24 protein-coding genes are annotated in these 24,593 nt (G+C 68.1%); 12 read left to right on the forward strand and 12 right to left on the reverse strand.

The window, feature by feature from the left end:
• The first annotated feature begins 31 nt into the window (after positions 1-31).
• Entirely contained in the window at positions 32-1,165 is a 1,134-nt protein-coding gene (locus A3CU_RS0142610; RefSeq protein WP_027947382.1) for a hypothetical protein, read from the forward strand.
• A 52-nt stretch (positions 1,166-1,217) separates the two neighbouring features.
• Here the strand turns inward: A3CU_RS0142610 and A3CU_RS0142615 are convergent, their stop codons facing one another.
• The 5 genes from A3CU_RS0142615 to A3CU_RS0142635 form a co-directional block, all read right to left on the reverse strand.
• Positions 1,218-2,690: an aldehyde dehydrogenase family protein gene (locus tag A3CU_RS0142615; RefSeq protein ID WP_027947383.1), complete on the reverse strand. Its 1,473-nt coding sequence runs from the start codon at positions 2,688-2,690 to the stop codon at positions 1,218-1,220.
• Positions 2,687-4,129 (reverse strand): APC family permease, encoded by a 1,443-nt coding sequence (locus tag A3CU_RS0142620; RefSeq protein WP_027947384.1) that lies wholly within the window; start codon positions 4,127-4,129, stop codon positions 2,687-2,689. Before A3CU_RS0142620 ends, A3CU_RS0142615 begins: the two co-directional genes overlap by 4 nt.
• 97 nt (positions 4,130-4,226) lie before the next feature.
• A complete protein-coding gene (locus tag A3CU_RS0142625; protein WP_043844472.1) occupies positions 4,227-5,582 on the reverse strand; it encodes a glutamine synthetase family protein in 1,356 nt (451 codons plus the stop codon).
• On the reverse strand, positions 5,579-6,349 hold the full coding sequence (locus A3CU_RS0142630) for an SDR family NAD(P)-dependent oxidoreductase (RefSeq protein WP_043844374.1): 771 nt from the start codon (positions 6,347-6,349) through the stop codon (positions 5,579-5,581). The genes A3CU_RS0142625 and A3CU_RS0142630 overlap by 4 nt, the downstream gene beginning before the upstream one ends.
• Positions 6,333-7,091, reverse strand: a complete 759-nt coding sequence (locus A3CU_RS0142635) for a gamma-glutamyl-gamma-aminobutyrate hydrolase family protein (RefSeq protein WP_027947387.1) — start codon at positions 7,089-7,091, stop codon at positions 6,333-6,335. The genes A3CU_RS0142630 and A3CU_RS0142635 overlap by 17 nt, the downstream gene beginning before the upstream one ends.
• A gap of 77 nt (positions 7,092-7,168) precedes the next feature.
• Here A3CU_RS0142635 and A3CU_RS0142640 point away from each other — a divergent pair, with 77 nt between their 5' ends.
• The 4 genes from A3CU_RS0142640 (at position 7,169) to A3CU_RS0142655 (ending at position 10,746) form a co-directional block, all read left to right on the forward strand.
• Positions 7,169-7,873 (forward strand): FadR/GntR family transcriptional regulator, encoded by a 705-nt coding sequence (locus A3CU_RS0142640; RefSeq protein ID WP_027947388.1) that lies wholly within the window; start codon positions 7,169-7,171, stop codon positions 7,871-7,873.
• Between the two features lie 71 nt (positions 7,874-7,944).
• Positions 7,945-8,154, forward strand: a complete 210-nt coding sequence (locus tag A3CU_RS0142645) for a ferredoxin (RefSeq protein WP_027947389.1) — start codon at positions 7,945-7,947, stop codon at positions 8,152-8,154.
• Complete coding sequence (locus A3CU_RS0142650) at positions 8,144-9,514, forward strand: NAD(P)/FAD-dependent oxidoreductase (RefSeq protein ID WP_027947390.1); 1,371 nt, start codon at positions 8,144-8,146, stop codon at positions 9,512-9,514. Before A3CU_RS0142645 ends, A3CU_RS0142650 begins: the two co-directional genes overlap by 11 nt.
• Positions 9,515-9,534: 20 nt before the next feature.
• Positions 9,535-10,746 (forward strand): cytochrome P450, encoded by a 1,212-nt coding sequence (locus tag A3CU_RS0142655; RefSeq protein ID WP_027947391.1) that lies wholly within the window; start codon positions 9,535-9,537, stop codon positions 10,744-10,746.
• Here A3CU_RS0142655 and A3CU_RS0142660 read toward each other — a convergent pair.
• Complete coding sequence (locus tag A3CU_RS0142660; RefSeq protein WP_027947392.1) at positions 10,743-11,708, reverse strand: Lrp/AsnC family transcriptional regulator; 966 nt, start codon at positions 11,706-11,708, stop codon at positions 10,743-10,745. The genes A3CU_RS0142655 and A3CU_RS0142660 overlap by 4 nt on opposite strands.
• A 107-nt stretch (positions 11,709-11,815) precedes the next feature.
• Here A3CU_RS0142660 and A3CU_RS52065 point away from each other — a divergent pair, with 107 nt between their 5' ends.
• From A3CU_RS52065 to A3CU_RS0142675, 3 genes are all read left to right on the forward strand, one after another.
• On the forward strand, positions 11,816-12,484 hold the full coding sequence (locus tag A3CU_RS52065; RefSeq protein WP_245617566.1) for an SDR family oxidoreductase: 669 nt from the start codon (positions 11,816-11,818) through the stop codon (positions 12,482-12,484).
• Between the two features lie 96 nt (positions 12,485-12,580).
• Positions 12,581-12,928: a DUF6907 domain-containing protein gene (locus A3CU_RS0142670; protein WP_027947394.1), complete on the forward strand. Its 348-nt coding sequence runs from the start codon at positions 12,581-12,583 to the stop codon at positions 12,926-12,928.
• A gap of 148 nt (positions 12,929-13,076) precedes the next feature.
• Positions 13,077-14,348: an HNH endonuclease signature motif containing protein gene (locus tag A3CU_RS0142675; protein WP_027947395.1), complete on the forward strand. Its 1,272-nt coding sequence runs from the start codon at positions 13,077-13,079 to the stop codon at positions 14,346-14,348.
• A 19-nt stretch (positions 14,349-14,367) separates the two neighbouring features.
• On the opposite strand, the gene A3CU_RS0142680 is transcribed toward A3CU_RS0142675, so the two are convergent.
• The 5 genes from A3CU_RS0142680 to rhaI form a co-directional block, all read right to left on the reverse strand.
• Positions 14,368-14,604, reverse strand: a complete 237-nt coding sequence (locus A3CU_RS0142680; RefSeq protein ID WP_027947396.1) for a helix-turn-helix domain-containing protein — start codon at positions 14,602-14,604, stop codon at positions 14,368-14,370.
• Positions 14,604-15,230 (reverse strand): DUF2975 domain-containing protein, encoded by a 627-nt coding sequence (locus tag A3CU_RS50515; RefSeq protein ID WP_052373178.1) that lies wholly within the window; start codon positions 15,228-15,230, stop codon positions 14,604-14,606. Before A3CU_RS50515 ends, A3CU_RS0142680 begins: the two co-directional genes overlap by 1 nt.
• A gap of 80 nt (positions 15,231-15,310) precedes the next feature.
• Positions 15,311-16,663, reverse strand: coding sequence for a rhamnulokinase (locus tag A3CU_RS49520; protein WP_043844377.1), 1,353 nt, complete (start codon positions 16,661-16,663; stop codon positions 15,311-15,313).
• On the reverse strand, positions 16,660-18,681 hold the full coding sequence (locus tag A3CU_RS0142695) for a bifunctional rhamnulose-1-phosphate aldolase/short-chain dehydrogenase (RefSeq protein WP_027947397.1): 2,022 nt from the start codon (positions 18,679-18,681) through the stop codon (positions 16,660-16,662). The genes A3CU_RS49520 and A3CU_RS0142695 overlap by 4 nt, the downstream gene beginning before the upstream one ends.
• The gene (gene rhaI, locus A3CU_RS0142700; RefSeq protein ID WP_027947398.1) at positions 18,669-19,835 is read right to left on the reverse strand and encodes an L-rhamnose isomerase; all 1,167 of its coding nucleotides are present in this window, start codon (positions 19,833-19,835) and stop codon (positions 18,669-18,671) included. The genes A3CU_RS0142695 and rhaI overlap by 13 nt, the downstream gene beginning before the upstream one ends.
• 81 nt (positions 19,836-19,916) lie before the next feature.
• Between rhaI and A3CU_RS0142705 the strand changes: the two genes are divergently transcribed.
• Positions 19,917-20,912, forward strand: a complete 996-nt coding sequence (locus A3CU_RS0142705) for a LacI family DNA-binding transcriptional regulator (protein WP_027947399.1) — start codon at positions 19,917-19,919, stop codon at positions 20,910-20,912.
• A gap of 73 nt (positions 20,913-20,985) precedes the next feature.
• Here A3CU_RS0142705 and A3CU_RS0142710 read toward each other — a convergent pair whose 3' ends face one another.
• Positions 20,986-21,444, reverse strand: coding sequence for a winged helix-turn-helix transcriptional regulator (locus A3CU_RS0142710; protein ID WP_027947400.1), 459 nt, complete (start codon positions 21,442-21,444; stop codon positions 20,986-20,988).
• Between the two features lie 85 nt (positions 21,445-21,529).
• Between A3CU_RS0142710 and A3CU_RS49525 the strand changes: the two genes are divergently transcribed.
• The 3 genes from A3CU_RS49525 to A3CU_RS0142730 all read left to right on the forward strand — a co-directional run bounded on the left by A3CU_RS49525 (position 21,530) and on the right by A3CU_RS0142730 (position 24,573).
• Entirely contained in the window at positions 21,530-22,729 is a 1,200-nt protein-coding gene (locus A3CU_RS49525; protein ID WP_043844379.1) for an MFS transporter, read from the forward strand.
• A 33-nt stretch (positions 22,730-22,762) separates the two neighbouring features.
• A complete protein-coding gene (locus A3CU_RS0142720) occupies positions 22,763-23,497 on the forward strand; it encodes a Clp protease N-terminal domain-containing protein (protein WP_027947401.1) in 735 nt (244 codons plus the stop codon).
• 107 nt (positions 23,498-23,604) lie between these two features.
• The gene (locus tag A3CU_RS0142730) at positions 23,605-24,573 is read left to right on the forward strand and encodes an asparaginase (RefSeq protein WP_043844381.1); all 969 of its coding nucleotides are present in this window, start codon (positions 23,605-23,607) and stop codon (positions 24,571-24,573) included.
• Positions 24,574-24,593: the final 20 nt, after the last annotated feature.

A 24,593-nucleotide genomic window follows, 5' to 3' on the forward strand; every position in this document is an offset into this window, starting at 1 on the left:
AGCCTCACGGTCGGTCTCTACCCTCGACGCCATGTCCCCGGTATCACGCGGCCGCAAAAAGAAGAACAAGGGCAAGTCCACCAAGCCGCGTCGCACCGCGCCCATGCTGAGTTCACCGTTCGCCGGCACGACACTGTCGCGGCCGGACTGGTTCGACGCGTCGATCAAGAGCGTCCTGGACGGCGCCGAGGCGACGCTGTCGGCCCACAGCACGCGTGAACTCGAGCAGGTGGTCGCCGAACTCATCGGCGCGGAGTTGCATCAGGCGGTGCACGACGACCGTGACGGGCTGCGGTTCGACTGGCTGTTCCACGAGATCGTGGATGCCGCGGCAGTAAGGCGCCGCGAGGGAAGCACCGACTCGATGGACCGGTTGCTGCACGGCCTGGCCGCGATCGGGACACCCGCGTTGCGCGCGTACACGGAACAGCATTTGCCGAAACGAGCGGTCGGCGACTGGCCGCGAGTCACGGCCACGGGCGAGGTGTGGCGTATGCGCGACGCTTACGGCACTCGCTTCGGCGTGATCGCGGGGTTCACCTACCCGGGTGTATTCCTGTTCGACGTCGACGGCAGCAGTTGGGTCAGACTCATGCATGTCGACGTGTTCGACGACGTGGAGCAGGCTGCGACGGCATGGCGCGAGCAGGTGGGTGACAGCGCGAACGGCGTGGAGCCACAACCGATCAGCGCGGCGGACGAACTGCTGTGCCTCCGTGAGTGTGAGACCGGCGAGCTCGGCGTAATGGGCGACGAGTCGCGCAACGTCATGGACAACTGGTTCCGGGTCAACCGTCGCCTCCACGACCTGGCTGATCTGGACCTACTGCCCGAACCGGTCAACCTGTACCAGGGCGTCGATCCGGGCCCAATGGCCGAGGAGTTCACGCGTTGGTACGCCATGCAGGACAGCGCCGAGCCGAACCCGGAGATCGCCGAAGCTATCGCGGCCGAGTGGCTGGAAGGCTCGCTGCCCGAGACATGGTTCTGTGTGTCTCCCGCTCGGATCAGCTACATCCGGGCCTTGATCTCGGACTGGGTCGACGAGTACGCCGGCCCCGGCGAGGCGATGCTGGCCCCTTGGGCCCGGTGGCTCGTCCAACGGGCCGACCTGCCGGAACATCTCTCCGAGCCGGTATTCGCGGCACTGGACACCCCGCTGTGAAAGCGTCTGCAGTGCCTGGTGGCACTAACGGCCAATGCGTCCGGTAGGCGCGTCAGAGGGGACGTACGGGGTCTTCCACACCGACGATCCGCGCGCCGCGGAAGAAGCGCAGGAGTTCGGCGTCGCCATGGGCGCCGATGCCGCTGCCGCCCCAGAACCCTTGGGTGGATTCCGGGCTGAGGTCGAGCACGCTGGTCCCGTTGATCTTGACCTCGCCGCACTCGAGCCGTGCGCCGAGGGCGAGAGCGGCCTCGATGTCGGTGCTGAAGACATACCCGGCGAGCCCGGTGTTGCGGCTGTTCGCCAATTCGAGCGCGGCCTCGTCGGTCTCCGCCCGGTGCAGGGTCAGCACCGGGCCGAAGACCTCGTCGACGGTGTCCGCGGGCGCCACGCGATGCACGACGGTGGGCGCGTGGAACCAGCCTGGTAGGTCGGGCAGGGCCGTGACTTGCGTGGCGACCGCGCCACGGTCGGTCAGTCTCGCGATGGTGGCGGTGATCCGGTCACGCTGCGCGCGATGTGCCTGTGGTCCCATGGTCGACTCGCGGTCGAGGCAGCTGCCCAGCTTGATCGTCCGAAGCCGGTCGAGAATCGCGTCGAGCAGGATGTCGTGCAGCTTGGCGGGCACGAACACGTCGCCTGGGCTCTCGCACCATTGACCATTGAGCTTGGTGAAGCCCGCGACGAGCGCGTCGGCGGCGGCGTCCACGTCGGCGTCAGCGCGGACGATCACCGGGTTGTTGCTTCCCAGTTCCAACTGGAGTGCCTTGGCGTGCCCCGCCGCGGCTACCGCGATGGCGGCGCCCGCGACGCGTCCGCCGGTGAACGCGAGCGCCCGCACCCGTGGGTCGCGGGCCAGGATCTGCCCGGTCTCCGGTCCACCGTGGACCAGTTGGAACACGGCCGGCGGTGCGCCGGTCTCGGCGACCGCTTCGGCCACCGCCTCGGCGAACAGAGCGGGGCCCGACGGCGCCCAGTTCGACGGCTTGGCGATGACCGGGGCACCCGCGGCGAGCGCGAAGGCCGCCTTCTTCGCCACGGTGAAGGTGGGCGCGTTCCACGGTGCGATCACCGCGGCGGGCCCCCATGGCACGTGCAGGAGGCGGACCGGCCCGGAGGGCGCGGGAAGCGCCCGGTCGCCGGGTTCGGCGGCCAACCGCGCGCCGGCGGCGCGGAGCACGTCGGGCAGACCGTGACCGAACAGCTCGGTCACCGAGCGGACCACGCCGCTGTTGAGGGAGTCGCACGCCGCGATCGCACCGGCCCGCCGCTCGAGGATCTCGGCCACGCGGTGCAGGAACGCGATCCGTTCCGCCACCGGGAGTTCCCGCCAGGCACCGGCTCGGTGCACCGCGTCCGCCGCCACGATCGCACGGTCCACTTCGGACTCCGCGGTCTGGAGCTGAGGCTGCAGCGGCTGACCGGTATCCGGGTTGGTCAGTTGCTGGTCCAACTGCTCCGCCGGGCGCGCCCAGCGCCCGTCGATCAGATCGCGTTGGGATGGAAGCGCGGGTGTGGTGCTCACGGAACCTGCCTTTCGGTGGTGAGAGATTCGGGGGTGTCCGTGGCGAGCAGCCGGGCGGCCGAGGTCAGTCCCTCCCGTCGCGTGCGCCACAGCACGAAGGAGACCACCAGGCCGAGGAGCAGCCAGCCACCCACGATCGCCGCCGCCAGGTTCAACGGCCACTCGGGCAGCGGCCACACCGTGTAGTACAGGCCGACGAGCAGGATCGCGCTCGCCGCGACGGGGATCACGCCGTGGCGGATGAAGTTCCATTCAGGACGGTGCCTGGTCCGGAACAGCCGGATCACCGACAGGTTGCCCAGTACGTACACCACGATCACACCCAGGGTGACGAACAGGCCGACGAAACTGAAGGCGCCGGTTGGGGTGAGCCAGAATCCCACACCGAGGCACACCGCGACGTTGAGCAGCATGGTCAAGGTGAGCGCGCCTACCGGGGTGCGGTGTTTCGGGTGCAGCCGGGCGAGGCGTCGCGGCAGAATTCCGTTTCGCCCCAAGGTGTAGAGCACTCGCGCACCCGCGTTCTGGCCCGCGAGTGCGGTCGCCAGCGAGGAGTTGAGCAGCGCGAACGCCAGGAAGAGCCAGGCCCAGCCGGAGAATCGGTCCGCGAGGGCGAAGAAGGCGTTCTCTCCCTCTCCGATGTCACCGATCGAGGCGCTGCCCCAACTCGTCACCATCGCGTATCCGGCGAGGACCCAGATCAACCCGACGGCGATGATGGAGATCACCACGGTACGCGGAATGGCCCGGCGAGGATTCGCCGTCTCCTCGGCGAGCGGCGCCGCGGACTCGAAACCGGTGAACAACAACACCCCGAACGCGAACGCAAGGAACACGGTGTTCGTGTCGCTGCCCGTGGGCAGCCGGAACGGTTCGAGCGAGAACGCCGGCGATCCGTTGCGGAGGATCAACACGATCGCGAACGCCACGATGATCAGGCTTTCCAGCGCACCGACGGCGACGGTCAACCGGGCCGAGGGCTGGATACCGCGCACGGTCGCGAAGTGCACCACCGCGAGCAGCACCAGCACGATGACCCACCACGGCACGTGAATGCCGAGGTTCTGCTCGATGACCGGATCGAGAATGCCCGCGGTGAACAGCACCGCGATCGTCGGAATCAGCGGATCGTAGAGAAAATATGCCCAGGCCGTGACGAATCCGGCCCGCTCGCCAAGGCCATGGCTGACATAGCTGTAGTACCCGCCCGACGAAGGCAGCTTGCGGGCCAGGGCCGACACACACAGTCCGGTCAACAGGACGGCGACCAGCGCCATCACCAGGATCAGCGGCACCGCCATGCCGACCAGGCCGGCCAGTGCCGGTCCGATGACGATGATGCCCAGCGCGGGCCCGAGATGACTGACCGCCTGGAAGATCACCTCGCCTTGACCGAGCACGCCTTTGTTCAGGCCGCCGGGAGTAGCACCGTCCGCCATGATGGACCACCTCGAGTCAGGAAAGATCGGCCAGTCGGGTCGGCATCCACCCGGCTGACGCGGGGAAGGCCTCGGGGTGAATCGGCTCGTGCCGAAATCAAATACTCTCGAAATAGCGGTCGCGGTCCCAGTCACTGACGGACCGGAGGAAGTCGCGCCACTCGTTCCGTGCCACCGCGGCGTAGTGTTTGGTGACGTTCTTCTGGAAGGCAGCCGCGGCGAAGGCGCTGCGCTCGAACCGATCGGCCGCCTCTCCGAGAGTGTCCGGAAGCTCCTCGTGTCGCTCCGAATACGCGTCGCCGAGGCTGGGTTCGCCCGGGTCGGTGCCACGTGCCATGCCGTCACGCATGCTCGCCAGGACGGCGGCCGTTGCCAGATAGGGGTTCACATCGGCGCCGGGCAACCGCATTTCCAGCCGGTTGGCTTCCGGGGAACCGGTGATCAGCCGACAGGTCGTGGTGCGGTTGTCGAACCCCCAGGTGAGGCCGTTTCCGGCGAAATCGGTGCTCAGAATGCGCCGCATCGAGTTGACCGTGGGCGCGTAAAAGAGCATCAGATCGGCCGTATGGTCGAGTAGACCGCCCACCGCGTGCGAGAGCGGGGCACTGACCGTGCGCGCGGCTTGCCCGTCGTAGAACGGGAACCCGCCAGAGTCGTCCTTAATGGACACGTGTACGTGACACGACGATCCCATGCCGTCGGTGAGCGGCCGGGCCATGAACGTCGCGGTCATTCCGTGCGAGCGGGCCAGATCCTGGACGGCGCTTTTGAACAACACGTGCCGGTCCGCCGTCGCCAGCGCGTCGGCGTATTCGAGGTTGATTTCCCATTGGCCGAGCCCGTACTCCGCCTGCGCCACCTCAACCGGAATACCGCTTTCCTCCAGGGTGCGGCGGACCGTGCGGAAGAACGGTTCCATCGCATTGCCCGGTGCTATGGCGTAGTCGGAACGGGCGAGCGTCGTGGGGTCGAGATCGCGGTAACCCGCCCGGCGCAACCGTTCGGGCGTGCCATGGTATAGGTGGAACTCCAGCTCGGTGGCCGTGTAGGGCGTCAAGCCGTCGTCGGACAGCCGGCGGATCTGGTCCCGGAGGATGGTCCGCGGGGCGACCGAAAGCGGCTCGCCGGTGTCCTCGTCCACCGAATCGGCCAGGCAGATCGCGGTGCCTTCCAGCCACGCGGCGCGACGCAGGGTGGTCAGATCGGGCAGTAGTCGGAAATCGTGCCAGCCGGTGTGGCCACCAGCGAAGTCGACCTTCAGCGCCCCGAGATCCTGAGTCACGTCCCAGGCGTAGACGCAGGTGCACACGTGGACACCAGCCTGGATCACCCGGCGAAAGGAGCGAACCGGCATCCTCTTGCCGAACAACCGGCCGTACATGTCGACACCGGCGACCACGACGGTGTCGATGCCCAAACCGTCTAATTCGGACAGTTCGATCACATCGGTCATCGCGCCAGCCACCCCCCGTCGACCGGCAGTTGCACCCCACTGATGTAGGAGGCGTCGTCGGAAAGCAGGAAGGAAACCGCGGCGGCCATGTCCTCGGGCTTGCCCATACGCGGGACCAGCAGTCGAGCCTTCATCGCGTCGAGCACTTCCGGCGCAGTGAGATCGACCCCCGGAAGGAAGTTCGTGGGCACCGGGCCCGGCGCGATCGCGTTGACCCGTACGTTGTAACGGGACAGCTCCACGGCCAGCGCCTTGGTCAGCATCTTCACGCCTCCCTTCGACGCATTGTAGTGCACCTGGGCGAATCCCTGCGAGGAAACCACCACATCGGCCTCTACTGTGGACAGATTGACCACCGCGCCGCGCATCGACTCACGAAAATACGGAACGGCGAGTTGCGTGACGACGTAGACGCCTTTGAGGTTGACATCCACGACGAGATCCCACTCTTCGTCGGTCAACTCCTCCAAAGAGGACATCGTGATCAATCCCGCATTGTTCACGAGGTAGTCGAACCGTCCCCAAGCGTCCACAGCGGCTTCGAAAGCCGCCTTCACCGTGACCCGGTCCCGGACGTCGGCGGCCAGCGCGAGCGCGGTGCCCGACTCCTCCTCGATCGCCTTGACGGTTTCGGCGGCACGAGACTGGTCGACATCGACGCAGGCCACGCGGGCACCCTCACGAGCCAGCCGCAGCGCGATCCCGCGGCCGATACCGGATCCGGCACCGGTCACGAGCGCGACGCGGTTTTCATGCGATGGCGACATATTCACTCTCCTTGGCTTGTGTGGCGTTGCATCGCAGCCGCGCCTGGTCGACCAGCCAGTGGAACAGCGGGTCGGTGGTGTCGAACATTTCCGGGTGCCACTGGACGCCGAGCGTGGGAGCGCCGTCGGCTTCGATCGCCTCCACCACACCGTCCGGAGCCCGGCCCACGACCCGCAATCCGTGGCCGACCTCGTCGACCGCTTGGTGGTGCAGGCTGTTGACGGTCACGTTCGCGCCGAACAGTGCATGCGGGATCGACCCTTCGGCCAGGGCAACCGGATGCGCACGATGGCCGCGCGGATAACCGAGGAAGCTGTGTGCCTCGCCGGCATCTGGGGGCAGATGCGGCACGAGCGTGCCGCCCCGGCTTAAATTGATCAGCTGGGCCCCGCGACAGATACCGAGGACCGGCAGGCCCGAAGTCGTCGCGGCCTCCAGCAACGCGAATTCGAACGCGTCCCGCCGCGGGTCCAGCGGGGTGGCCTCCGGCCCGGGAGCCCGCCCATAACGGCGAGGGTCGATGTCGGCACCGCCGGACAGCAACAGGCCGTCGAGCCGATCGACGACCGCGCGCGGATCGCTGTCCATGCTCAGCAGCACCGGGATTCCGCCCGCGGCGGCGACGGAGGCCGCGTAGTCGGCGAAGAACACTTCGACCACGGCGTCGGCGAGGCTGGGCGGAGCCGACGGGCCGGCGAGCTGGCGGCGCCCGCTGAGGCCGATCAACGGCTTATGGGTCATAGGGATGACGTTAGAACCTTTGACTTCCCAGGTCAACGGTGCGGACACCGGGTATTAGTGGATCTAATGTAAGACCTATGGACTTCGAGTTCACGACCCCGACCGTGAGCGAGGACATCGCCGCGCGACTTCGCACCCTCATCCACTCCGGCGAACTGGGTCCGGGAGACCGGCTGCCGCCGGAGCGGGAACTGGCAGAACGTATGCGCGTCGGTCGAGTCAGCCTCCGTGAAGCGATCCGCCTGCTCCAGGCCAGCGGCTACGTCGAGGTCCGCCGCGGTGCCACCGGCGGCACGTTCGTCACCCAGCTCGACCGCCCGTATCAGGACTGGTTGCGGCAGATGCGCAACCGCGTCGACGAGATCGGGGACATCCTCGACCTGAGGATCGGGCTCGAAGCGCGGGCCGCGGCATTGGCCGCCCGCCGTCGCACCGACGCGCAACTGTCCGCCATGGCCACGGCCATCGACCAACTAGCCAGTTCGGACAGCCGCACCTCGTTCCGTGCCGCCGATGCCGCGTTCCATGGCGCGGTCGCCGCGGCCGCGCACAACAAGCGGCTGGAGACGGCGATCGCCCAGGCCCGGGGGGAAATGTTCACCCCGGTCGACCGGCTCGTCTATACCGAACTGATCATGTCGAGTCAGGCCGCCCACGCCGCGGTGCACGAGGCGATCCGGGACCGCAACGCGGAACTCGCCGCCCGCGCGATGGAGTCCCATCTCGAGCAGACGCGACAGGAACTGCATCACGTCATTTTCGGCGGCTCCCGAACCGAGTAGCCAGCGAACGTCCGATTCTGCCCCCACACTGGAAAGGAACAGGGGGCCGAAGCGACGGACGGAGTCGTGGGATGCGCGTCGTTGTGGACCTCACCCGCTGCCAGGGCTACGCGCAGTGCGTGTTCCTCGCACCGGACGTGTTCCGGCTGCACGGGGAAGAGAGCCTGCTGTACACCCCGGCCGTGGCCGACGATCAGCTGGATCGGGTGCGGCAGGCGGTGGCGGCATGTCCGGTCCAGGCCATCCTCCTCGGTGACGAGGTGAGCACAGGTGGCCGGTGACCTGCAGGAAGGCCGCATCGTCATCGTTGGCGCGTCGCTGGCCGGGTTGCGAGCCGCCGAGGCGCTGCGTGATGAGGGTTTCACCGGCTCACTGACCGTGGTGGGAGATGAGCCCTATCCGCCCTACGACCGGCCGCCGCTGTCCAAACAGGTGCTGCTCGGCCAGGCAGCGGCGGAGGCCACCGGACTGCCGATGCGCCGGGACCCGGGGGCCGGCTGGCGGCTGGGCGTGCGCGCCACCGGCCTGGATGCCCTCGGAAAACGGGTGATGCTGGCCGACGGCGAGTCGCTGCGGTTCGACCGGCTGCTGATCGCCACCGGGACTCGGGCACGACCCTGGCCGATCCCGGAGGAGGCCGCGCTGGACGGGGTGTTCACCCTGCGCACCCGCGGTGACGCTAGGGAGTTGGCCGAGCGGCTGGCTGCCGGGCCGCGGCGGGTGCTGGTGATCGGCGGCGGCTTCACCGGCTCGGAGATCGCCTCGGCCTGCCGGGCCCGGGGGCTGGACGTCACGGTCGCCGAACGCGGGCCCGCACCTCTGGTGGGCGCGCTCGGCGGGACCCTGTCGAAGCTCGCCGCCGCGATGCAGCGGTTCCACGGTGTGGACCTGCGCTGCGGCGTGACGGTCACCGCCCTGCGCGGGAACGGCAACGGCCGGTTCACGGGTGCAGACCTGTCCGACGGCAGCCGCGTCGAGGCAGACGTGTGCGTCGTGGCCTTGGGGGCGGTCCGCAACGTCGAGTGGCTGGCGGACTCCGGGCTGGCCGCGGGCCCGCGCGGGATCGCCTGCGACGCCGGGTGCCGGGCCTTCAACATGTACGGGATCGTCACCGACGACGTCTTCGTGGCCGGTGACGTTTCCCGGTTCCCGCACCCGCTGTTCGCATACCAGATGCTTTCCCTGGAGCACTGGGGAAACGCGGTCGCTCAGGCGGAGGTGGCGGCGCACAACATGGTCAATCCGGGGCCGCTGCGGCGCCCGCACCTCGCGCTCCCGACGTTCTGGTCGAGCCAGTTCGGGCTCAACATCAAGTCGGTCGGCGTACCCACCTTCTCGGACCAGGTCGTCATCGCACAGGGATCGCTGGAGGAACGTCGCCTGGCGATGGTCTACGGCTACCAGGGGCGGGTCACCGCCGCGGTCACCGTCGACATGGCCAAGTCGCTCGAGTACTACCAGCACCTGATCGAAAGCGCCGCCCCGTTCCCGCCCGCGCCCGGTGCGGCGGACCGTCCGCTCGCGGCCGAGATCCCGATTCCCTCCGATGTGCCGGATCCGAAGGGGCTTTCCCACGGCCCCACCGTGGCGCTCACCGGTTACCTTCCCGACCGCCGGCTGACCGTGGTGCGGCACGGCTGAGAAATCGCACGAGGAGAACCATGACCGCCGACACCCTGCTGGACCGGATCACCGACTACGCCAACCGACCCGACCCCTACCCGCTGTACGCGGAACTTCGCGAAGCCGGTCCCGTGGTAGGGCAGGCGGATGGCAGCAGCTACCTGGTAGGCACCTACCACGAGATCAACGCCCTGCTCCACGACCCGCGGCTCAGTGCGGATCCCCGCAAGGGCCCACCCGGATCCGCCGATCTGTCCGAGGAGGCGCCGGAGCCGCCGTTTTTGACTCTCGACGATCCCGAGCACCACCGGCTGCGCACTTTGGCCATGCGACCGTTCGGCCCGCCGCACAGTCCCGGCCGGGTCGACGCCATGCGCGGCCGGATCTACGAAATCACCGAGGAACTGATCGCGGCGCTGGATGATCGCACCCGGATCGACATCGTCGACGACTTCGCCTATCCGCTGCCCGTCACGGTCATCTGCCGGCTCCTCGTCCCGCGCGAGGACGAGCCGCTGTTCCGGGGATGGTCCGACACTCTCGTCGCGTCCACCGACCTGCGGCCCGGGCAGGACGGTTCCGAGCCGATCCAGGCCTCCCGGCGAGCCCGGCTCGAGATGGGCCAGTACCTGGTGGACCTGGCCGAACAGCGCCGCGGCCGGCCGGGCGAGGACATGCTCTCCGCCTTCGTCAACGAACTCGACCCGGCCCTGCGGCTCACCCGTGAGGAATTGGCGAGCACCGCCGTACTGCTGCTCGTCGCCGGACACGAGACCACGGTCAACCTGATCACCAACGGGGTCCTCACCCTGCTGCGCCACCCCGACCAACTCGACCGGCTGCGCCGTGACCCGGGGCTGCTGCCCGGTGCGATCGAGGAACAGCTGCGCTACGACGGCCCGGTGCACGCGCGCAGGCGCTACCCTCTCGCCGACATTCACATCGCCGGTTCCACCATTCCCAAAGGCACGTCCGTCGTACTCATGCTTGCCTCAGGCAACCGCGACCCCAAACGGTTCCACGAGCCCGACCGGTTCGACCCCACTCGCCCGGACAACCAGCACCTGGGCTTCGGCGGCGGCATCCACCTGTGCTACGGCGCACCGCTCGCCCGCATCGAAGCCCAAACCGCGCTCGGCGCGCTGATCCCCCGCCTCGGCACCGCAACCCTGGTCGAGGACCCGCCCCCCTACCGGCAGAGCGCCGTGCTGCGCGGACCCCGCCACCTTCCCCTTGATGTCAGTCGTTAACGCGGTAGAACCGCACCGGCGCGTTTCACGGTGCGGATCAACGGCGCGGTCTCCATGGTGTGCACGTCCTTGAGCGAGCTAATCCGTTCGGTTAGGTACTGGTAGAGGTCGCTGGAATCCCGGCAGATGACCGCGGCGACCAGATTCGTGCGGCCGGTGGTAATGGCGGTGAAGGAAATCTCGGGATGGCGGGCAAGATCGTTGGCCACCTTGAGCAATGCGGAGGGTCGAACGGTCAGCCAGAGCCGGGCCTCGGTGTAGTAACCGAGCACGGCGGGTGGGATGTCGACGTCGAAGACGAGCACCCCGACCTGGCGGAGATGGTCGATGCGACGTTTCACGGTGGATTCCGACCATCCGGTGTCGGCGGCGAGTTCGGCGTAGGACGCGCGTCCGTCGCGGGCCAGCGCGGCTAGCAGGGTGTGGTCGCGGTCGTCGAGGTGGATCAAACCCTCCACCTGCTGGGGTGGGGTGGGCCGCAGCCGGGCGGCCTGGTCGGTGGCGAGCCAGTGCAGGCCCCTCCATTGGTTCGGTCCAGGGCTCCCCAGGAGTGCGTGGGCGGTGACGTCGAGGACGCGGCTGGCGCGTGGCATCTTGTCCATCAGGAGCTTGTCGCGTTCGGCGTCGTTGGGTGCCTGGAGGTTGCAGGAGATCTCGGTACCACCGGAGAGCACGTGCACCCAGAACGTGTCCGAGCGGCGGGCAAGCACGGTGGCGATGGCGTCGACGGCGTCCGGGGTGCAGCGCACGCGAATGGTCCACGAGGTGTACCCGAGCAGCAGGCCGTTCGTCGAGCCCACGACGCGAAGCACACCGGCCGTGCGCAGGCGCCGGTAGCGGCGGGCCACGGTGTTCTCGGAGACGCCGAGCACGTTCGCGATCATGCTGAACGAGGCTCTGCCGTCGATCTGCAACGCGTGTACGAGTCCTCGGTCGGTGTCATCGAGAATGGCGGATTCCATCACACGAACCTATCTCGTGTCGGAAACCGTCAAAAGCGGGCTGTTGGCTGGCCTGGTGTAGAGCGCCAGGCAACAGTGAACCAGGCCTATAGAGCGAAGGGATTCTGATGACGACTTTGGTGACGGGAGCGACCGGGAACGTTGGTCGCCAGGTGATCGCGCAGTTGCTCGACGCGTCCGATACCGCAGTTCGTGCCGTTACCCGCAACCCTGCGGCGGCTGGCCTTCCGGACGGTGTTGTCGCTGTGCCCGCGGATCTGGCTGAACCGGAAAGCCTGGACGGGTGCCTGCGCGGGGTGGATGCGGTATTCCTGATGTGGCCGCTGCACAGCGGTGAGGCCCTGCCCGCGGTGCTGGACGTGATCAAAAGGCACGCTCACCGCGTGGTCTTCCTTGGTTCAGGGGGCGTCCGTGACCTCACCATGGACCAACAACAGGAGTTGATCGCGCAGTCTGGTCTGGAGTGGACGGCCATTCGGCCCAGCACGTTTGCGGTCAACGCGTTGTGGTGGGCGGAACAGATTCGTGCTGGCGACGTCGTGCGCGGCGTCTACGGCGAACTCGGTGGACGTTTTACTGGACACCTACGCCATGATGATGACGTGGCCGAGGCCGGAGGTCACCTCCGCTGTCGAGGACGTTACGGGGGCGCCAGCACGTACTTTCCGGCAATGGGCGGCCGACCACGCCGCCGCCTTCGAGTGAATTCCGTGACCGTCATTCTTGTGGCTGCAACGGGTTTTCCCATCGTGTCCAATGGACAGTTGCCTATGTGATCGATAGAGTAGTGGTGTTCCATCAACATAAGACGGCCCCCGGCGGTGCTGCGAACACCAACCGAGGGCCTTGATCGACTACAGAGGAGTCGACCCATGAGGGATTGTATTCCCTTCTGGCAGATCCACCCCTGCCCACCCTGGTGCGCCATCAAGCACACCGACACCGATCATGTCGAAGACCGGATACACCGGCCTGACCAGGAATTTGCGGCCGTCCCGCTGACCGTCAACGACCCGATCCACCGCCGACGCCCGGACGGCTCGGCGTACTCCGAGCCTCCCCTGCTCCGCGTCGACATGGAGCAACACACAAGAGAAACCTCGCCACGCATCTCGCTCCGCGAGACCAACTCGGTCGGATTCACTCTCACCGGCAGCGAAGCCCTCCAGATCGGCCGCGCCCTGGTCAGAGCCGGACAACTCGCCAACGAAACCGCCTGATCAAACACCCGAACTGCATGCCAGAAGCGTTGCCTCACACGCAGGCAGCGCTTCTGGCGCTGCTCTTTTCTGGCCGTGTTGATCCTGCCGCGTCGAGTTCACTCGAATGAGTGTCGAACATAAGTCCGAATATCGATAGCATGGGGGCATGTCCGAGCAGACTCCCGCTTCCCAGTTGTGGCAGGTTCCCGATGGGGACCTGGCCGCAATTGTGATGGCGCGCGAGGAAAAGCTGCGGACTGCCTACGCCGAGATGCTCGCGGCTGTGGGCGAGGCCGAGCAGCGTGGGCTGGGGAAGTCCTTGGGGTTCAAGGACACGTCCGCGTTCCTGACCGATGCGTTGCGGATTTTCCGGCGGGAAGCCAGACAGCGCATCGATCATGCTGCGGCCATGATGCCTTCCTCGTCGTTGACCGGAGTGCCTCAACACCCGCCGCTGGCCGCCACGGGTGGAGCCCTGACTGCTGGGGACATCAACACAGAGCATGTCCAGGCGATTACCGCGATCTTTCAGGCCTGTCCGGCCGGGATTCCTGCCGAGCAGCGTGAGGAGGATGAGCAGATCCTGGTGGACCTGGCCCGGCAGGCCGGTCCGGAGGCGGTGCGGAAAGCCTGCCGCCGACTCCACGCCATCTGGGACCAGGACACCGCGCCACCGGAAGACAAGGACCGCGAGCAGGCCAACCCGTCACGCCGGTTGAACATCACTCACCGCAGGGATGGCAGCATCCGATTCAACGGCGAACTCGATCCCGAAACCGCCGAAACACTCGACGGACTACTCGGACCACTAGCCAAACCACACAAGAACCCCGACACTGGCGAACACGACTCGCGCACGGCCGCAGAACGCAACGGAGACGCACTTGCCGAGATCATCGCGATCGCTGCTCGGTGCGACGAGCTAGCCACCCAAGGCGGAGAGCGTGCGGTAATGATCGTGTCCGTCACACTGGCCGAGCTGGAGGACCGGGCTCGGCATGCCTTCCTCGACGTCCCCGGGGTCTCCAACGTTGACGGACTTCGCCGCTTGGCTTGTGAGGCCAAGGTGGTACCCGCGATCTTCGGCAACAAGGCCGCACCTCTGTATGTGGGGGACGCGTCCCGGTTCGCCACTCCCGCCCAGCGCCGTTACCTGGCCGTGCGAGACGCCGGGTGCGCGTTTCCGGGGTGCGCTCGTGGTCCTAAGTGGACAACGCCGCATCATGTGGTGGCGTGGTCGGTGGACAAGCGCAGTGACGTCGATAATCTCGTGCTCTTGTGCGCTCGCCACCATCGGATGGTTCATCACACGTCGTGGGAGGTGAGGATGAACGGGCATCTACCCGAGTTCATCCCTCCACCTTGGATTGACCGCGAGCGAAAGCCCATGCGCAACCTGGCGCACGCACCGCCACCCAGACACCAACAAGCCGCATAGCCACACCAGCTCGCCGGGATCAACCGCCGTGGCTGTCGCGGCGGACGGTGAGCAGGTCGCCAGGCTGGCAGTCGAGCACTTCACAGAGCCTGGTGAGGGTGCTGAACCGGATCGCTTTCGCGTGACCGTTCTTCAGGATGGACAGGTTGGCGATGGTGATGCCCACGCGGTTGGCCAACTCGGTGAGCGTGAGTCCCCGCGCGGCTAGCAGCGCGTCGAGGTGCACCTCGACGGCGTGCTCGTCTTCGGCGGCCATCACACGGTGCCGTCGAGGTCTTCTCGCATGCGTACACCGATGCGCATGATCCGGGCGAACGTCAGCGCACCGAGCCCGGACAACAGCACCGGCCAGGACCACTGCCAGTACACCATGCCCAACGGTGTGGCCGGGTCGAGCGTGCTGAGGTCGGCGACGAGATAGGCGGTCGCGATGCCCTTGACGACCATGGCCACCAACTGCCCGGCCACCAGGAACCAGCCGAGCGTCCGGAGCCGGTCGGCCACCCCCTCGCCGAACACGCCGGCGCGCTCGGCCTCACGAATCACCCGGTGCAGCAGAAACAGTGCACCGAGGAACAGGAGGCCACCAGGCACCTCGATCAGCGCGTGCAGGGCCTGCTGACCGGCGTCAGGGTGCTGCGTGCACAGCGACACACCATCGGCGTTAGCGCCCACGCCGGGCTTGGCGAACTGCGCGTCCACCGACATTCCGACGTTGCTGGCGTTCACACACAGAAAGCCCTTGCCAAGGCCGAACAGGCTGCCCGAGCCGAACACCGCGCTCAGCACCCCAACCGCCAGGCCGATCACCATCAGGGTGGCCAAGGCGCCCGAGACACTCCGCAACGGCTCCAACGGATTGCGCGCCTTGGGTGCACGCATCACGACCTCTCAGTTTATCGTCTTTCGATAAGATCGAGAAACGATAAGGCCTCTTGCCGGTGCTGTCCAGGCTACGGCGATTATGGCCGATAGACGGTAAGCCGCTGCGTGTGCGCAAGCAGGTCGCGCAGCGAGCCGAGGCCGCCGGAGAGCGCGCCGTGCGCTCTGGCCTGGACAAGCACGTTGCCCAGCGCGGTCGCCTCCACCGGACCGGCGATCACGGGCAGTCCACAGGCGTCGGCCGTCAGTCGGCACAGCAACTCGTTGCGTGCGCCGCCGCCCACGACGTGGATCTCATCAACGCGCCGGCCGGACAGCCGCGCCGCGTCGTCGATCGTGCGCCGGTAGGCGTCCGCGAGGCTGTCCAACACGCAGCGCGTGAACTCGCCGGGTGTGCCGGGCACCGGCTGGCCGGTTTCGGCGCAGGCGGCGGCGATGCGTGCGGGCATGTCTCCGGGTGGAAGGAACCGCGGGTCCCCGGCGTCGATGATCGCCCGGCGCGGCAGCGCGGCGGCCTCGTCCAGCAGCCGTCTCGTATCCGGAATTTCCCATGCCCGCTGGCATTCCTGCAGCAACCACAGTCCCATTACGTTGCGCAGGAAGCGGATCGTGCCGTCGACGCCCACCTCGTTGGTGAAGTTGGCCTCGCGACTCGCCTCGGACAACACCGGCTCGGGCAGTTCGAGCCCGACGAGCGACCAGGTGCCCGACGAAATATAAGCGAAGTTCTCAGTCGTCGCGGGCACGCCGACCACGGCGGACGCGGTGTCGTGTGAACCCACGGCGTAGACCGGCACGCCGGCATGAGTACCGGCCTCCTCGCCCGGCTTTCGCAGTGGCGGGAACAGATCGAGGTCGATCCCGACGCGTCTCGCGACCTCCGCCGACCACCGGCCGGTACGCGGATCGAGCAGCGCTGTCGTGGATGCGTTGGTCAGCTCTGTGCCTGCGACTCCGGTCAACCAGTAGGAGATCAGGTCCGGCATCATCAGCAGTCGCTCCGCGCGCCGGGCCCGGGTATCCGCGGCGAGCTGGAACACCGTGTTGATCGGGAGGAACTGGATTCCCGTCTCGGCGTAGAGCTTCTCCGGCGGGATTTTCGCGAACACCTCGTCGATCACGGGCTCGGTGCGGGCGTCCCGATAGTGCACCGGGTTGCTCAGCAGCGCACCGTCCGCGCCGAGCAGGCCGTAGTCGACGCCCCAGGTGTCGATGCCGATGGCGTCCACCGGCCCTGCCTTGCGCAGCCCATCGAGAACTCCTTGGTAGAGCGCGAGAATGTCCCAGCACAGAGTGCCGTCGGTGCGCACCGGCCGGTTGTCGAACCGGTGCACCTCGGTCAGTGCCACGCCGCGCGACAGCCCAGCCGACAGCTCGCCGACCATGACGCGCCCGCTCGACGCCCCGAGATCGACGGCCGCGAACGTCGTCATCGCAGGAACGCGGCCGCCACCCCGGCATCCACCGGCACGTGCACGCCGGTGGTGTGGGACAGCTCGCCGCCGGTCAGCACGAACACCGCGTTCGCGACGTGCTCGGGCAGCACCTCGCGCTTGAGCAGGGTGCGCTGCGCGTAGAAGGCGCCGAGTTCCTCCTCCTTCACGCCGTAGACCGCGGCGCGTTGCGCGCCCCAGCCGCCGGCGAAGATGCCCGAGCCCCGCACCACGCCGTCCGGGTTGACGCCGTTGACCCGGATCCCGTGTTCACCGAGTTCCGCGGCCAGCAACCGCACCTGGTGCGCCTGATCGGCTTTCGTCGCGCTGTAGGCGATGTTGTTCGGTCCGGCGAACACGGAGTTCTTGCTGGTGATGTAGACGATGTCGCCGCCCATGCCCTGCTCGATCATCATCCGGGCGGCCTCGCGCGACACCAGGAACGAGCCGCGCGCCATCACGTCGTGCTGCAGGTCCCAGTCGTGGGTCGTGGTCTCCAGCAGCGACTTGGAGATCGACAGGCCGGCGTTGTTCACCACCAGGTCGATGCCGCCGAAGGCGAGCGCGGCGGCCTGGAACGCGGCGCGGATCCGCTTCTCGTCGGTCACGTCGGCGACCACGGAGATCGCCTTGTCCGGTCCGCCCAGCGCGGTGGCCAGTTCGCCGGCCGGGCTGAGATCCGCGACCACGACGCACGCGCCCTCGGCCACGAGTCGCTGCGCGACCGCCTTCCCGATGCCGGACGCCGCACCGGTCACCAGCGCGACCCGGGTAGCAAGGGGTTTCGGCGCTGGGCGCCGCTGGAGCTTGGCCTCCTCCAAGGCCCAGTACTCGATGCGGAACTTCTCGCGCTCGTCGATCGGCGTGTATGCCGAGACCGACTCCGCGCCGCGCATCACGTTGATGGCGTTGACGTAGAACTCGCCGGCCACGCGCGCGGTCTGCGCGTCCGCACCGAAGGAGAACATGCCGACGCCGGGCACGAGCACGATCGCCGGGTCCGCGCCGCGCATCGGCGGCGAGTCCGGGGTGGCGTACCGCTCGTAGTAGGCGCGGTAGTCCTCACGGTATGCGGCGTGCAGTTCGCGCAGGCGCTCGATCGCTTCCGCCGGCGGCACGGTCGGCGGCAGGTCGAGCACGAGCGGGCGGACCTTGGTGCGAAGGAAGTGGTCCGGGCACGACGTGCCGAGCGCCGCCAGACGCGGATGTTCCTTGCGGGACAGGAAGTCCAGCACGACCTCGGAGTCGGTGAAGTGCCCGATCTGGCGGCGGTCGGTGGACGCGAGGCCGCGGATGACCGGCGCCAGCGCGGCCGCCCGCTCCCGGCGCTCTGCCTCGGGCAGCGGCTCGTGCACGACCGGCCCGAAGGGCTCGGGGCGGCCGTGCTCGGCGAGGAACCGGGCCGCGGTGCGGATGATCTCCAGCGAATGCGCCTCGGCCTCGTCGGAGGTATCGCCCCACGCGGTGATCCCGTGCCCGCCGAGGATGCAGCCGATGGCCTTCGGGTGCTCGGCCTTGATCCTCGCGATGTCCAGTCCTAATTGGAATCCCGGGCGCCGCCACGGTACCCACACCACACGGTCGCCGAAGCACTGCTCGGTGAGCTTCTCGCCATCGGCCGCGGTGGCCAGCGCGATGCCCGAATCGGGGTGCAGGTGGTCGACGTGCGCGGCGTCGACCAGCCCGTGCATCGCGGTGTCGATCGACGACGCGGCACCGCCCTTGCCGTGCAGGCAGTAGTCGAACGCGGCGACCATCTCGTCCTCGCGCTCGACCCCCGGATACACGTCGGCCAGCGCGCGCAAGCGGTCGAGCCGCAGCACGGCGAGCCCCGACTCGGTGAGGGTGCCGAGGTCACCGCCGGAACCCTTGACCCACAACAACTCCACGGGCTTCCCGGTGACCGGGTCGGTGGCCGTTGCCTTGGCCGAGGTGTTGCCGCCGGCGTAGTTGGTGTTGCGTGGGTCCGAGCCGAGCCGGTTGGACCGTGCGATGAGTTCGGAAATCATGCTCCCCATCCAGCCTGGTGTCCGCCGACCCGCTCGGCGACGATGCGTTCCGCGTAGCCCGAGCGCTGGTACGCCGCGAGTGGGTCCTCCTCGAGGCCCATCTCGGTGCGCAGTTCGGCGAGGATCGGGCGGACATCGGTCTTGTAGGCGTCCATGAACACGTCGTTCGCGGCGATCACGTCGCCGGCCCGCTGCGCCGCGGCGAGCGCTTCGGAGTCGACCAGCAGCGCCTTCGCCGTGGCCTCCTGGACGTTGCACACCGAGCGGATCTGGCCGGGGATCTTGGGCTCGATGTTGTGGCACTGGTCGAGCATGAAGGCGATGCCCGCGTCCGCCTCGTACCCGCCGCCGCGCACGACCTCGTACATGATCCGGAAAAGCTGGAACGGGTCCGCGGCACCGACCATGAGATCGTCGTCGGCGTAGAAGCGCGAGTTGAAGTCGAACGCGCCGAGCTTGCCCGCGCGCAACAGGAAAGCGACGATGAACTCGATGTTCGTGCCAGGCGCGTGATGCCCGGTGTCCACGCACACCTGCGCCTGCTCACCCAGTTCGACGCAGTGCGCGTAGGCGGTGCCCCAGTCCGGCACGTCCGTGGTGTAGAAGGCGGGCTCGAACAGCTTGTACTCCAACAGCATCCGCTGATGCGGGCCGAGCCGCCGGTACACCGCGGCCAGCGCCTCGGCGAGCCGGTCCTGGCGAGCGCGGATGTCGTCCTGGCCGGGATAGTTGGTGCCGTCGGAGAACCACAGCTTGAGGTCGCGAGAGCCGGTCGCGTCCATGATGTCGACGCATTCCAGTAGATGGTCGAGCGCCTTGGCGCGAATGCGCGGGTCCGGGTTCGTGACGCTGCCGAGCTTGTAGTCGTCGTCCTGGAAGACGTTCGAGTTGATCGTCCCGATCCGGAGCCCGGCGGACTCGGCGTACTTGGCGAGCCCGGAGTAGTCGTCGACCTTGTCCCATGGGATGTGCAGCGCGATGCTGGGGGCGACACCGGTGAACGCGTGCACCTGCGCCGCGTCGTCGATCTTCTCCTCGACCGTTCTGGGCACTCCGGGCTGCGCGAAGACCTTGAACCGGGTGCCCGAGTTGCCGTAGGCCCAGGAGGGTGTCTCGATCCGCTGCGTGCGCAGCCGCTGGTTGATTCCGGTGCTCACGCCCATGGCTGTCTCCTCGTCGAGATCGCGCCTTAAAACGTTTCATACGGATGCTAGGCTGTGCGCCGAGACAGAGCAAGGGGCCCTATGGTCGGCATCAAGGATGTGGCTCGGCGAGCCGGGGTTTCCATCGGAACGGTGTCCAATGTGGTCAATCGTCCGCACGTGGTCTCCCCCGCCACACGATCGCGCGTGCTGTCGGTGATCGAGGAACTGGGCTACGTGCGCGACGAGTCCGCACGGCAGCTGCGCGCCGGGCGCAGCCGGATCATGGCCCTGCTCGTGCTCGACCTCGGCAACCCGTTCTTCGTGGATGTCGCACGCGGCGCCGAAGAGGCCGCGCACGACGCGGGCCTCAACGTGATCACCTGCAACAGCGGGCAGCGACTCGACCTGGAGGCGTCGTACCTGTCGATGCTGGCCGAACAGCGCGTGCGCGGGGTGCTGCTGAGCCCGGTCGACACCAGCGGCGAGGCGCTGCAGACGTTCCAGCGCAGCGGCATCCCCTACGTGTTCGTGGACCGCAAGATCCCCGCGGTGAAGGCGAGTTCCGTCTCGGTGGACGATGTCGCCGGCGGCGCGCTCGCGGCGCATCATCTGGTGGAGACCGGGCACCGGCGGATCGCCTTCGTCAACGGCCCCTCGATCCTCACGCAGTGCCGCGACCGCGAGGCCGGGGTGCGCTCGGCCGTCGCGGACGTCGAACTCTCCGTACTGGAGACGGCCGCGCTGGACGTGGCGTCGGGGCGTGACGCGGGCGCACGATTGCTGGGGATGAACCCGCGACCCACCGCGGTGTTCTGCGTCAACGACCTGCTCGCCCTGGGCGTGCTGCAGACGATGGTCGGCGCCGGCGTGCGGGTGCCGGCCGAGATGGCCATCGTCGGCTACGACGACATCGAGTTCGCCGGCGCCGCCGCGGTTCCGCTCACCTCGGTGCGCCAACCCGCGAAGCGCCTGGGGCGCACGGCCGCGGAGTTGCTCATCGCCGAGACCGCGGGCGGAGACGAGCCCGTCCAGCACCAGGAGGTCGTGTTCGCCCCCGAACTCGTGGTCCGTGAGTCCACCCGCGTCGTGCGATAGCCCGCTTCGGTACAACGCGGCGGCACTGCACCGGGAACCGGTGGTGCGCAGGCCGCGGACCGGCTCGGCGCCGTCAGCGGTTCTTCCGCACAGAAGTCGTGTCGACGTCAGCGGGGTCGCCGCCTGAGCCGATCGGCTGGAGCCGCGGCAGCGGGAGGCCGTGTTCGTCAACGAGGACGGAGTGGGTCTCGCCGGCGGCGAAGGCATGCCGTTCGCCCCATTGACGCAGGGCGACGATGACGGTGAACAGGTCGCGCCCGGCAGGGGTGAGGGTGTAGAGCTGCCGCCTGCCCGAGGGTGCGGTCTGCCGGTCGAGGACGCCGCGCTCGACCAGCCGGCGGAGCCGGTCGGTGAGGATGTTGCGGGCGATGCCGGTGCGCTGCTGGAAGTCGGTGAACGCTCGCGCGCCGTCCATGGCGTCGCGGACGATGAGCAGGCTCCAGCGGTCGCCGATCAGGTCGACGGTTCGCGCCACCGGGCAGGTCGGATCGGTCCAGGTCACGTCCTCGGCGCCGATCGCGGTCTGAGTCATCGCTTCTCCCGAAGAGTTGCTGATTGAAACCATTCTGCCGTACTGTCGAATCAGTTGCAAATTGCTACTGATTGAAGGAGGGCGGATGGGGTTGACCGTCGGCCGAAGGACGTTGCTTGCCGTGATCTGCGCGGTCGCCGTCGCGAGCATTTATGCCACGCAACCGGTTCTCGCCCGGATCGGAAGCGAGCTGGGCGTGCCGGCCGCCCGCCTGGGATGGATCGTCGCTGCCGGGCAACTCGGCTACCTGGCGGGGCTGGCCGTTCTGGTCCCCCTGGGCGACCTGATGGACAGGCGCAAGCTCATGGCGGGACACCTGCTGCTGACCGGGGTGGGTGCGGCACTGGCCGCGACAGCCGCTCAGGCCTGGATGCTGTTAGCCGGGCTGGTGATCGCGGGCCTGTTCGCGGTCGTCGTCCAGACGACGGTCGCCTACGCCGCAGCCCTGTCCACACCCGGGGAACGTGGCCGCAACCTCGGTGTGGTCACCTCCGGTGTCGTCGTCGGCATTCTCGGGGCACGCGTCGCGGCCGGCGCCCTGGCCGCGGTGTGGGGCTGGCGCAGTGTGTACGTCGCACTCGCCGTGCTCCTGGTGACGCTGGCGTGCCTCGTCCTGAGAACCCTGCCGCCGGACACACGTTCCGACCACGCCACATATCGACAGGTGCTGACGTCGTTGGGCGGACTGTTCCGCGAGCGCTTGTTCGTCTCGCGCGGGCTGATCGCGTTCTTCCTGTTCGCCTCCTTCGGCACGCTGTGGAGCGGCCTGGCGCTGCCGCTCGCGGCCGAGCCGTGGCAGCTGAGCACCGCGCAGATCGGCCTGTTCGGCCTTGCCGGCCTGACCGGCGCGCTCGGCGCCGCCCGGGCGGGACGCTGGGCCGATGCGGGGTTCGCGAGCGCCGTCACCGGCGGAGCGCTCGCGCTCCTCGCCGTCTCCTGGCTGGCCATCGGGCAAGCGTCGTGGTCGCTGTGGCTCGTCATCATCGGCGTGGTCGTGCTCGATTTCGCCGTGCAAGCCGTGCACGTGAGCAATCAGCACCTGCTCACCATGACCCATCCGCACCGCACCAGCAGCGTCATCGGCGGATACATGATCTTCTACTCGCTCGGCTCCGCCCTCGGCGCGACCACGACGACCACCGTGTTCGCCGGCGCCGGATGGACCGGCTCCAGCATCCTCGGCGCGGCCTTCGCCGCCTGTGCGCTCGTGGCCTGGGCGTCCAGCCGTCGCGTGGTTTCGAAGCTCCCACAGGTTGTCCATAACCCCACAAAGGGTTATATATAGGGGTAGGTATCTTGATGGCAGGAAGGGGCGGCGATGCCGAAGATCAACGTGTATCTGCCCGATGATCTGGCCGACGCGGTCAAGGCGTCCGGGGTGCCGGTCTCGGCGATCTGCCAGCGGGCACTGGAACAGTCGGTACGGCGCGTGACGGCGATCCGGGCGACCGTGCTGGGCGACCTGGCGACCGATGACCCGACGGCTCAGCTCTCGCATTTCGCCGAACGCGCGCGCAACGCGATCAAACTCGCGGTCGAGCAAGCGCGGACGACCCACGCCGCCAACGTCGGCACGGAACATCTGCTGCACGGAATTCTCGCCGAGGGGAGCAATCTCGCCCTGCGTGTGCTGCACACAATGGAGATCGATCCCGCTCACGTGGCACGAGCGCTACCCGACGCCTCGCCGGCACCGGAAACTCCGTCGGCGACACAGTTCAGCGGGCCCGCGGCCAATGCGCTGGAGTTGACCGTGACCGAGGCCCTCGCGCTGGGGCACAACTACGTCGGCTGCGAGCACCTCCTACTCGGCCTGCTCAGCGAACCCGACGGCACCGCCGGCCGGGTACTGCGGGAGTTGGGCATCGACCAGCGCACCGCGCGCCGGACAGTCGTGGCCGCACTCACCGGCTACACCCACCTCCGCGCCCAAACGAGCGCCTCCGCAGATACGGCAAGCGTGATCACCACAGCGGTGCGCCAGGAACTCCGCCCTGTTCTCGATCGCCTGGAACGGCTGGAGCAGCGGGCCGGCCTCACCGCCGAGGCTTGAGTGTCCACACCGGACACCAGGGCGCGAACGCAGCGGCGGATCCTTTCCCGCATCGCAATTGCCCTGCTAACCGCGATATTGGTGATCATCATGACGGGAGTGGTGTGATGCCACGTGTGCTACTTCTGGCCACCGGCGACACGATCGCCTACCGCCAGCACTCGGGACGGCCCGCAATCGCGACCGCAGCCGAACTGCTCGTGGCCGCGGGCGTTCCAGCCGTCGACGTGCGTGCCGAGGACGTCATGGCCGAGCCGAGCTGGGACACCTCACCCGCCACGATGTTGTCCCTGGCCCGCCGAGTGCGCACCGCCCTCGCGGACGACGGATTCGACGGCGTGGTCGTCACCCATGGCATCGACACCCTCGAAGAAACGGCCTTCCTCACCGACCTGATCGTCGGCCGCGCCGCCGCCCGCGGCGGCGTCGTGTTCACCGGCGCCGCCCACTGCCTGGACGAACCTGCCAGCGATGGCCCCGGCAACCTGGCCTCCGCCCTCACCGCCGCCGCCCACCCCACAACACGTGGTCTGGGCACGCTCGTCTGCTTCAACCGGGAACTGCACGCCGCCCGCTGGGCAACCCTGACCGACACCACCGAGCCATCGGCGTTCTCCTCGGCACCGCACCCGTTGCTTGGGCGGGTGACCCCCACCGGCGACGTGACCATCACGGCAACCCCACCGGCTCGGCCCCCGCAGGCCGAGGGAATGCCCGAATCCGACGTGGCCTTGATCAAGACCTACCCCGGCATCACGCCGGCCCTGTTGACCACCGCGGCCGACGCCGGCGCGCGGGGCATCGTGCTGGAAGGCACCGGGGCGGGAAATGTGCCCGTCGAACTGTTCACCACCATCAGCGAACTGACCGAATGGGACATTCCCGTCGTCCTCGCCTCCCGCGCCCGCACCCATCCCACCGCCCTCGACCACGCGCACGAGGGCACCGGCCTCGCCACCAAGGTCGGCGCGATCAGCGCGCGAGGACTCACTCCCGCCCACGCACGGATCGCCCTCATGGTCGCCCTCGGAAGTGGCGGTGTGGCGGCGGTACGGGAATGGTTCGGCCGGCTCTGATCGTTCGGGTTCGAGACGAG

This window comes from Amycolatopsis taiwanensis DSM 45107, from assembly GCF_000519205.1.
GTDB lineage: Bacteria > Actinomycetota > Actinomycetes > Mycobacteriales > Pseudonocardiaceae > Amycolatopsis_E > Amycolatopsis_E taiwanensis.

Excerpts from the sequence above, each read along its gene's own strand:
- A3CU_RS0142610 (WP_027947382.1), top strand. The coding sequence starts at position 32 with ATGTCCCCGGTATCACGCGGCCGCAAAAAGAAGAACAAGGGCAAGTCC.
- A3CU_RS0142620 (WP_027947384.1), bottom strand. The coding sequence starts at position 4,129 with ATGGCGGACGGTGCTACTCCCGGCGGCCTGAACAAAGGCGTGCTCGGT.
- A3CU_RS0142625 (WP_043844472.1), bottom strand. The coding sequence starts at position 5,582 with ATGACCGATGTGATCGAACTGTCCGAATTAGACGGTTTGGGCATCGAC.
- A3CU_RS0142630 (WP_043844374.1), bottom strand. The coding sequence starts at position 6,349 with ATGTCGCCATCGCATGAAAACCGCGTCGCGCTCGTGACCGGTGCCGGA.
- A3CU_RS0142635 (WP_027947387.1), bottom strand. The coding sequence starts at position 7,091 with ATGACCCATAAGCCGTTGATCGGCCTCAGCGGGCGCCGCCAGCTCGCC.
- A3CU_RS0142640 (WP_027947388.1), top strand. The coding sequence starts at position 7,169 with ATGGACTTCGAGTTCACGACCCCGACCGTGAGCGAGGACATCGCCGCG.
- A3CU_RS0142645 (WP_027947389.1), top strand. The coding sequence starts at position 7,945 with ATGCGCGTCGTTGTGGACCTCACCCGCTGCCAGGGCTACGCGCAGTGC.
- A3CU_RS0142655 (WP_027947391.1), top strand. The coding sequence starts at position 9,535 with ATGACCGCCGACACCCTGCTGGACCGGATCACCGACTACGCCAACCGA.
- A3CU_RS0142660 (WP_027947392.1), bottom strand. The coding sequence starts at position 11,708 with ATGGAATCCGCCATTCTCGATGACACCGACCGAGGACTCGTACACGCG.
- A3CU_RS52065 (WP_245617566.1), top strand. The coding sequence starts at position 11,816 with ATGACGACTTTGGTGACGGGAGCGACCGGGAACGTTGGTCGCCAGGTG.
- A3CU_RS0142670 (WP_027947394.1), top strand. The coding sequence starts at position 12,581 with ATGAGGGATTGTATTCCCTTCTGGCAGATCCACCCCTGCCCACCCTGG.
- A3CU_RS0142675 (WP_027947395.1), top strand. The coding sequence starts at position 13,077 with ATGTCCGAGCAGACTCCCGCTTCCCAGTTGTGGCAGGTTCCCGATGGG.
- A3CU_RS0142680 (WP_027947396.1), bottom strand. The coding sequence starts at position 14,604 with ATGGCCGCCGAAGACGAGCACGCCGTCGAGGTGCACCTCGACGCGCTG.
- A3CU_RS50515 (WP_052373178.1), bottom strand. The coding sequence starts at position 15,230 with ATGCGTGCACCCAAGGCGCGCAATCCGTTGGAGCCGTTGCGGAGTGTC.
- A3CU_RS49520 (WP_043844377.1), bottom strand. The coding sequence starts at position 16,663 with ATGACGACGTTCGCGGCCGTCGATCTCGGGGCGTCGAGCGGGCGCGTC.
- A3CU_RS0142695 (WP_027947397.1), bottom strand. The coding sequence starts at position 18,681 with ATGGGGAGCATGATTTCCGAACTCATCGCACGGTCCAACCGGCTCGGC.
- rhaI (WP_027947398.1), bottom strand. The coding sequence starts at position 19,835 with ATGGGCGTGAGCACCGGAATCAACCAGCGGCTGCGCACGCAGCGGATC.
- A3CU_RS0142705 (WP_027947399.1), top strand. The coding sequence starts at position 19,917 with ATGGTCGGCATCAAGGATGTGGCTCGGCGAGCCGGGGTTTCCATCGGA.
- A3CU_RS0142710 (WP_027947400.1), bottom strand. The coding sequence starts at position 21,444 with ATGACTCAGACCGCGATCGGCGCCGAGGACGTGACCTGGACCGATCCG.
- A3CU_RS49525 (WP_043844379.1), top strand. The coding sequence starts at position 21,530 with ATGGGGTTGACCGTCGGCCGAAGGACGTTGCTTGCCGTGATCTGCGCG.
- A3CU_RS0142720 (WP_027947401.1), top strand. The coding sequence starts at position 22,763 with ATGCCGAAGATCAACGTGTATCTGCCCGATGATCTGGCCGACGCGGTC.
- A3CU_RS0142730 (WP_043844381.1), top strand. The coding sequence starts at position 23,605 with ATGCCACGTGTGCTACTTCTGGCCACCGGCGACACGATCGCCTACCGC.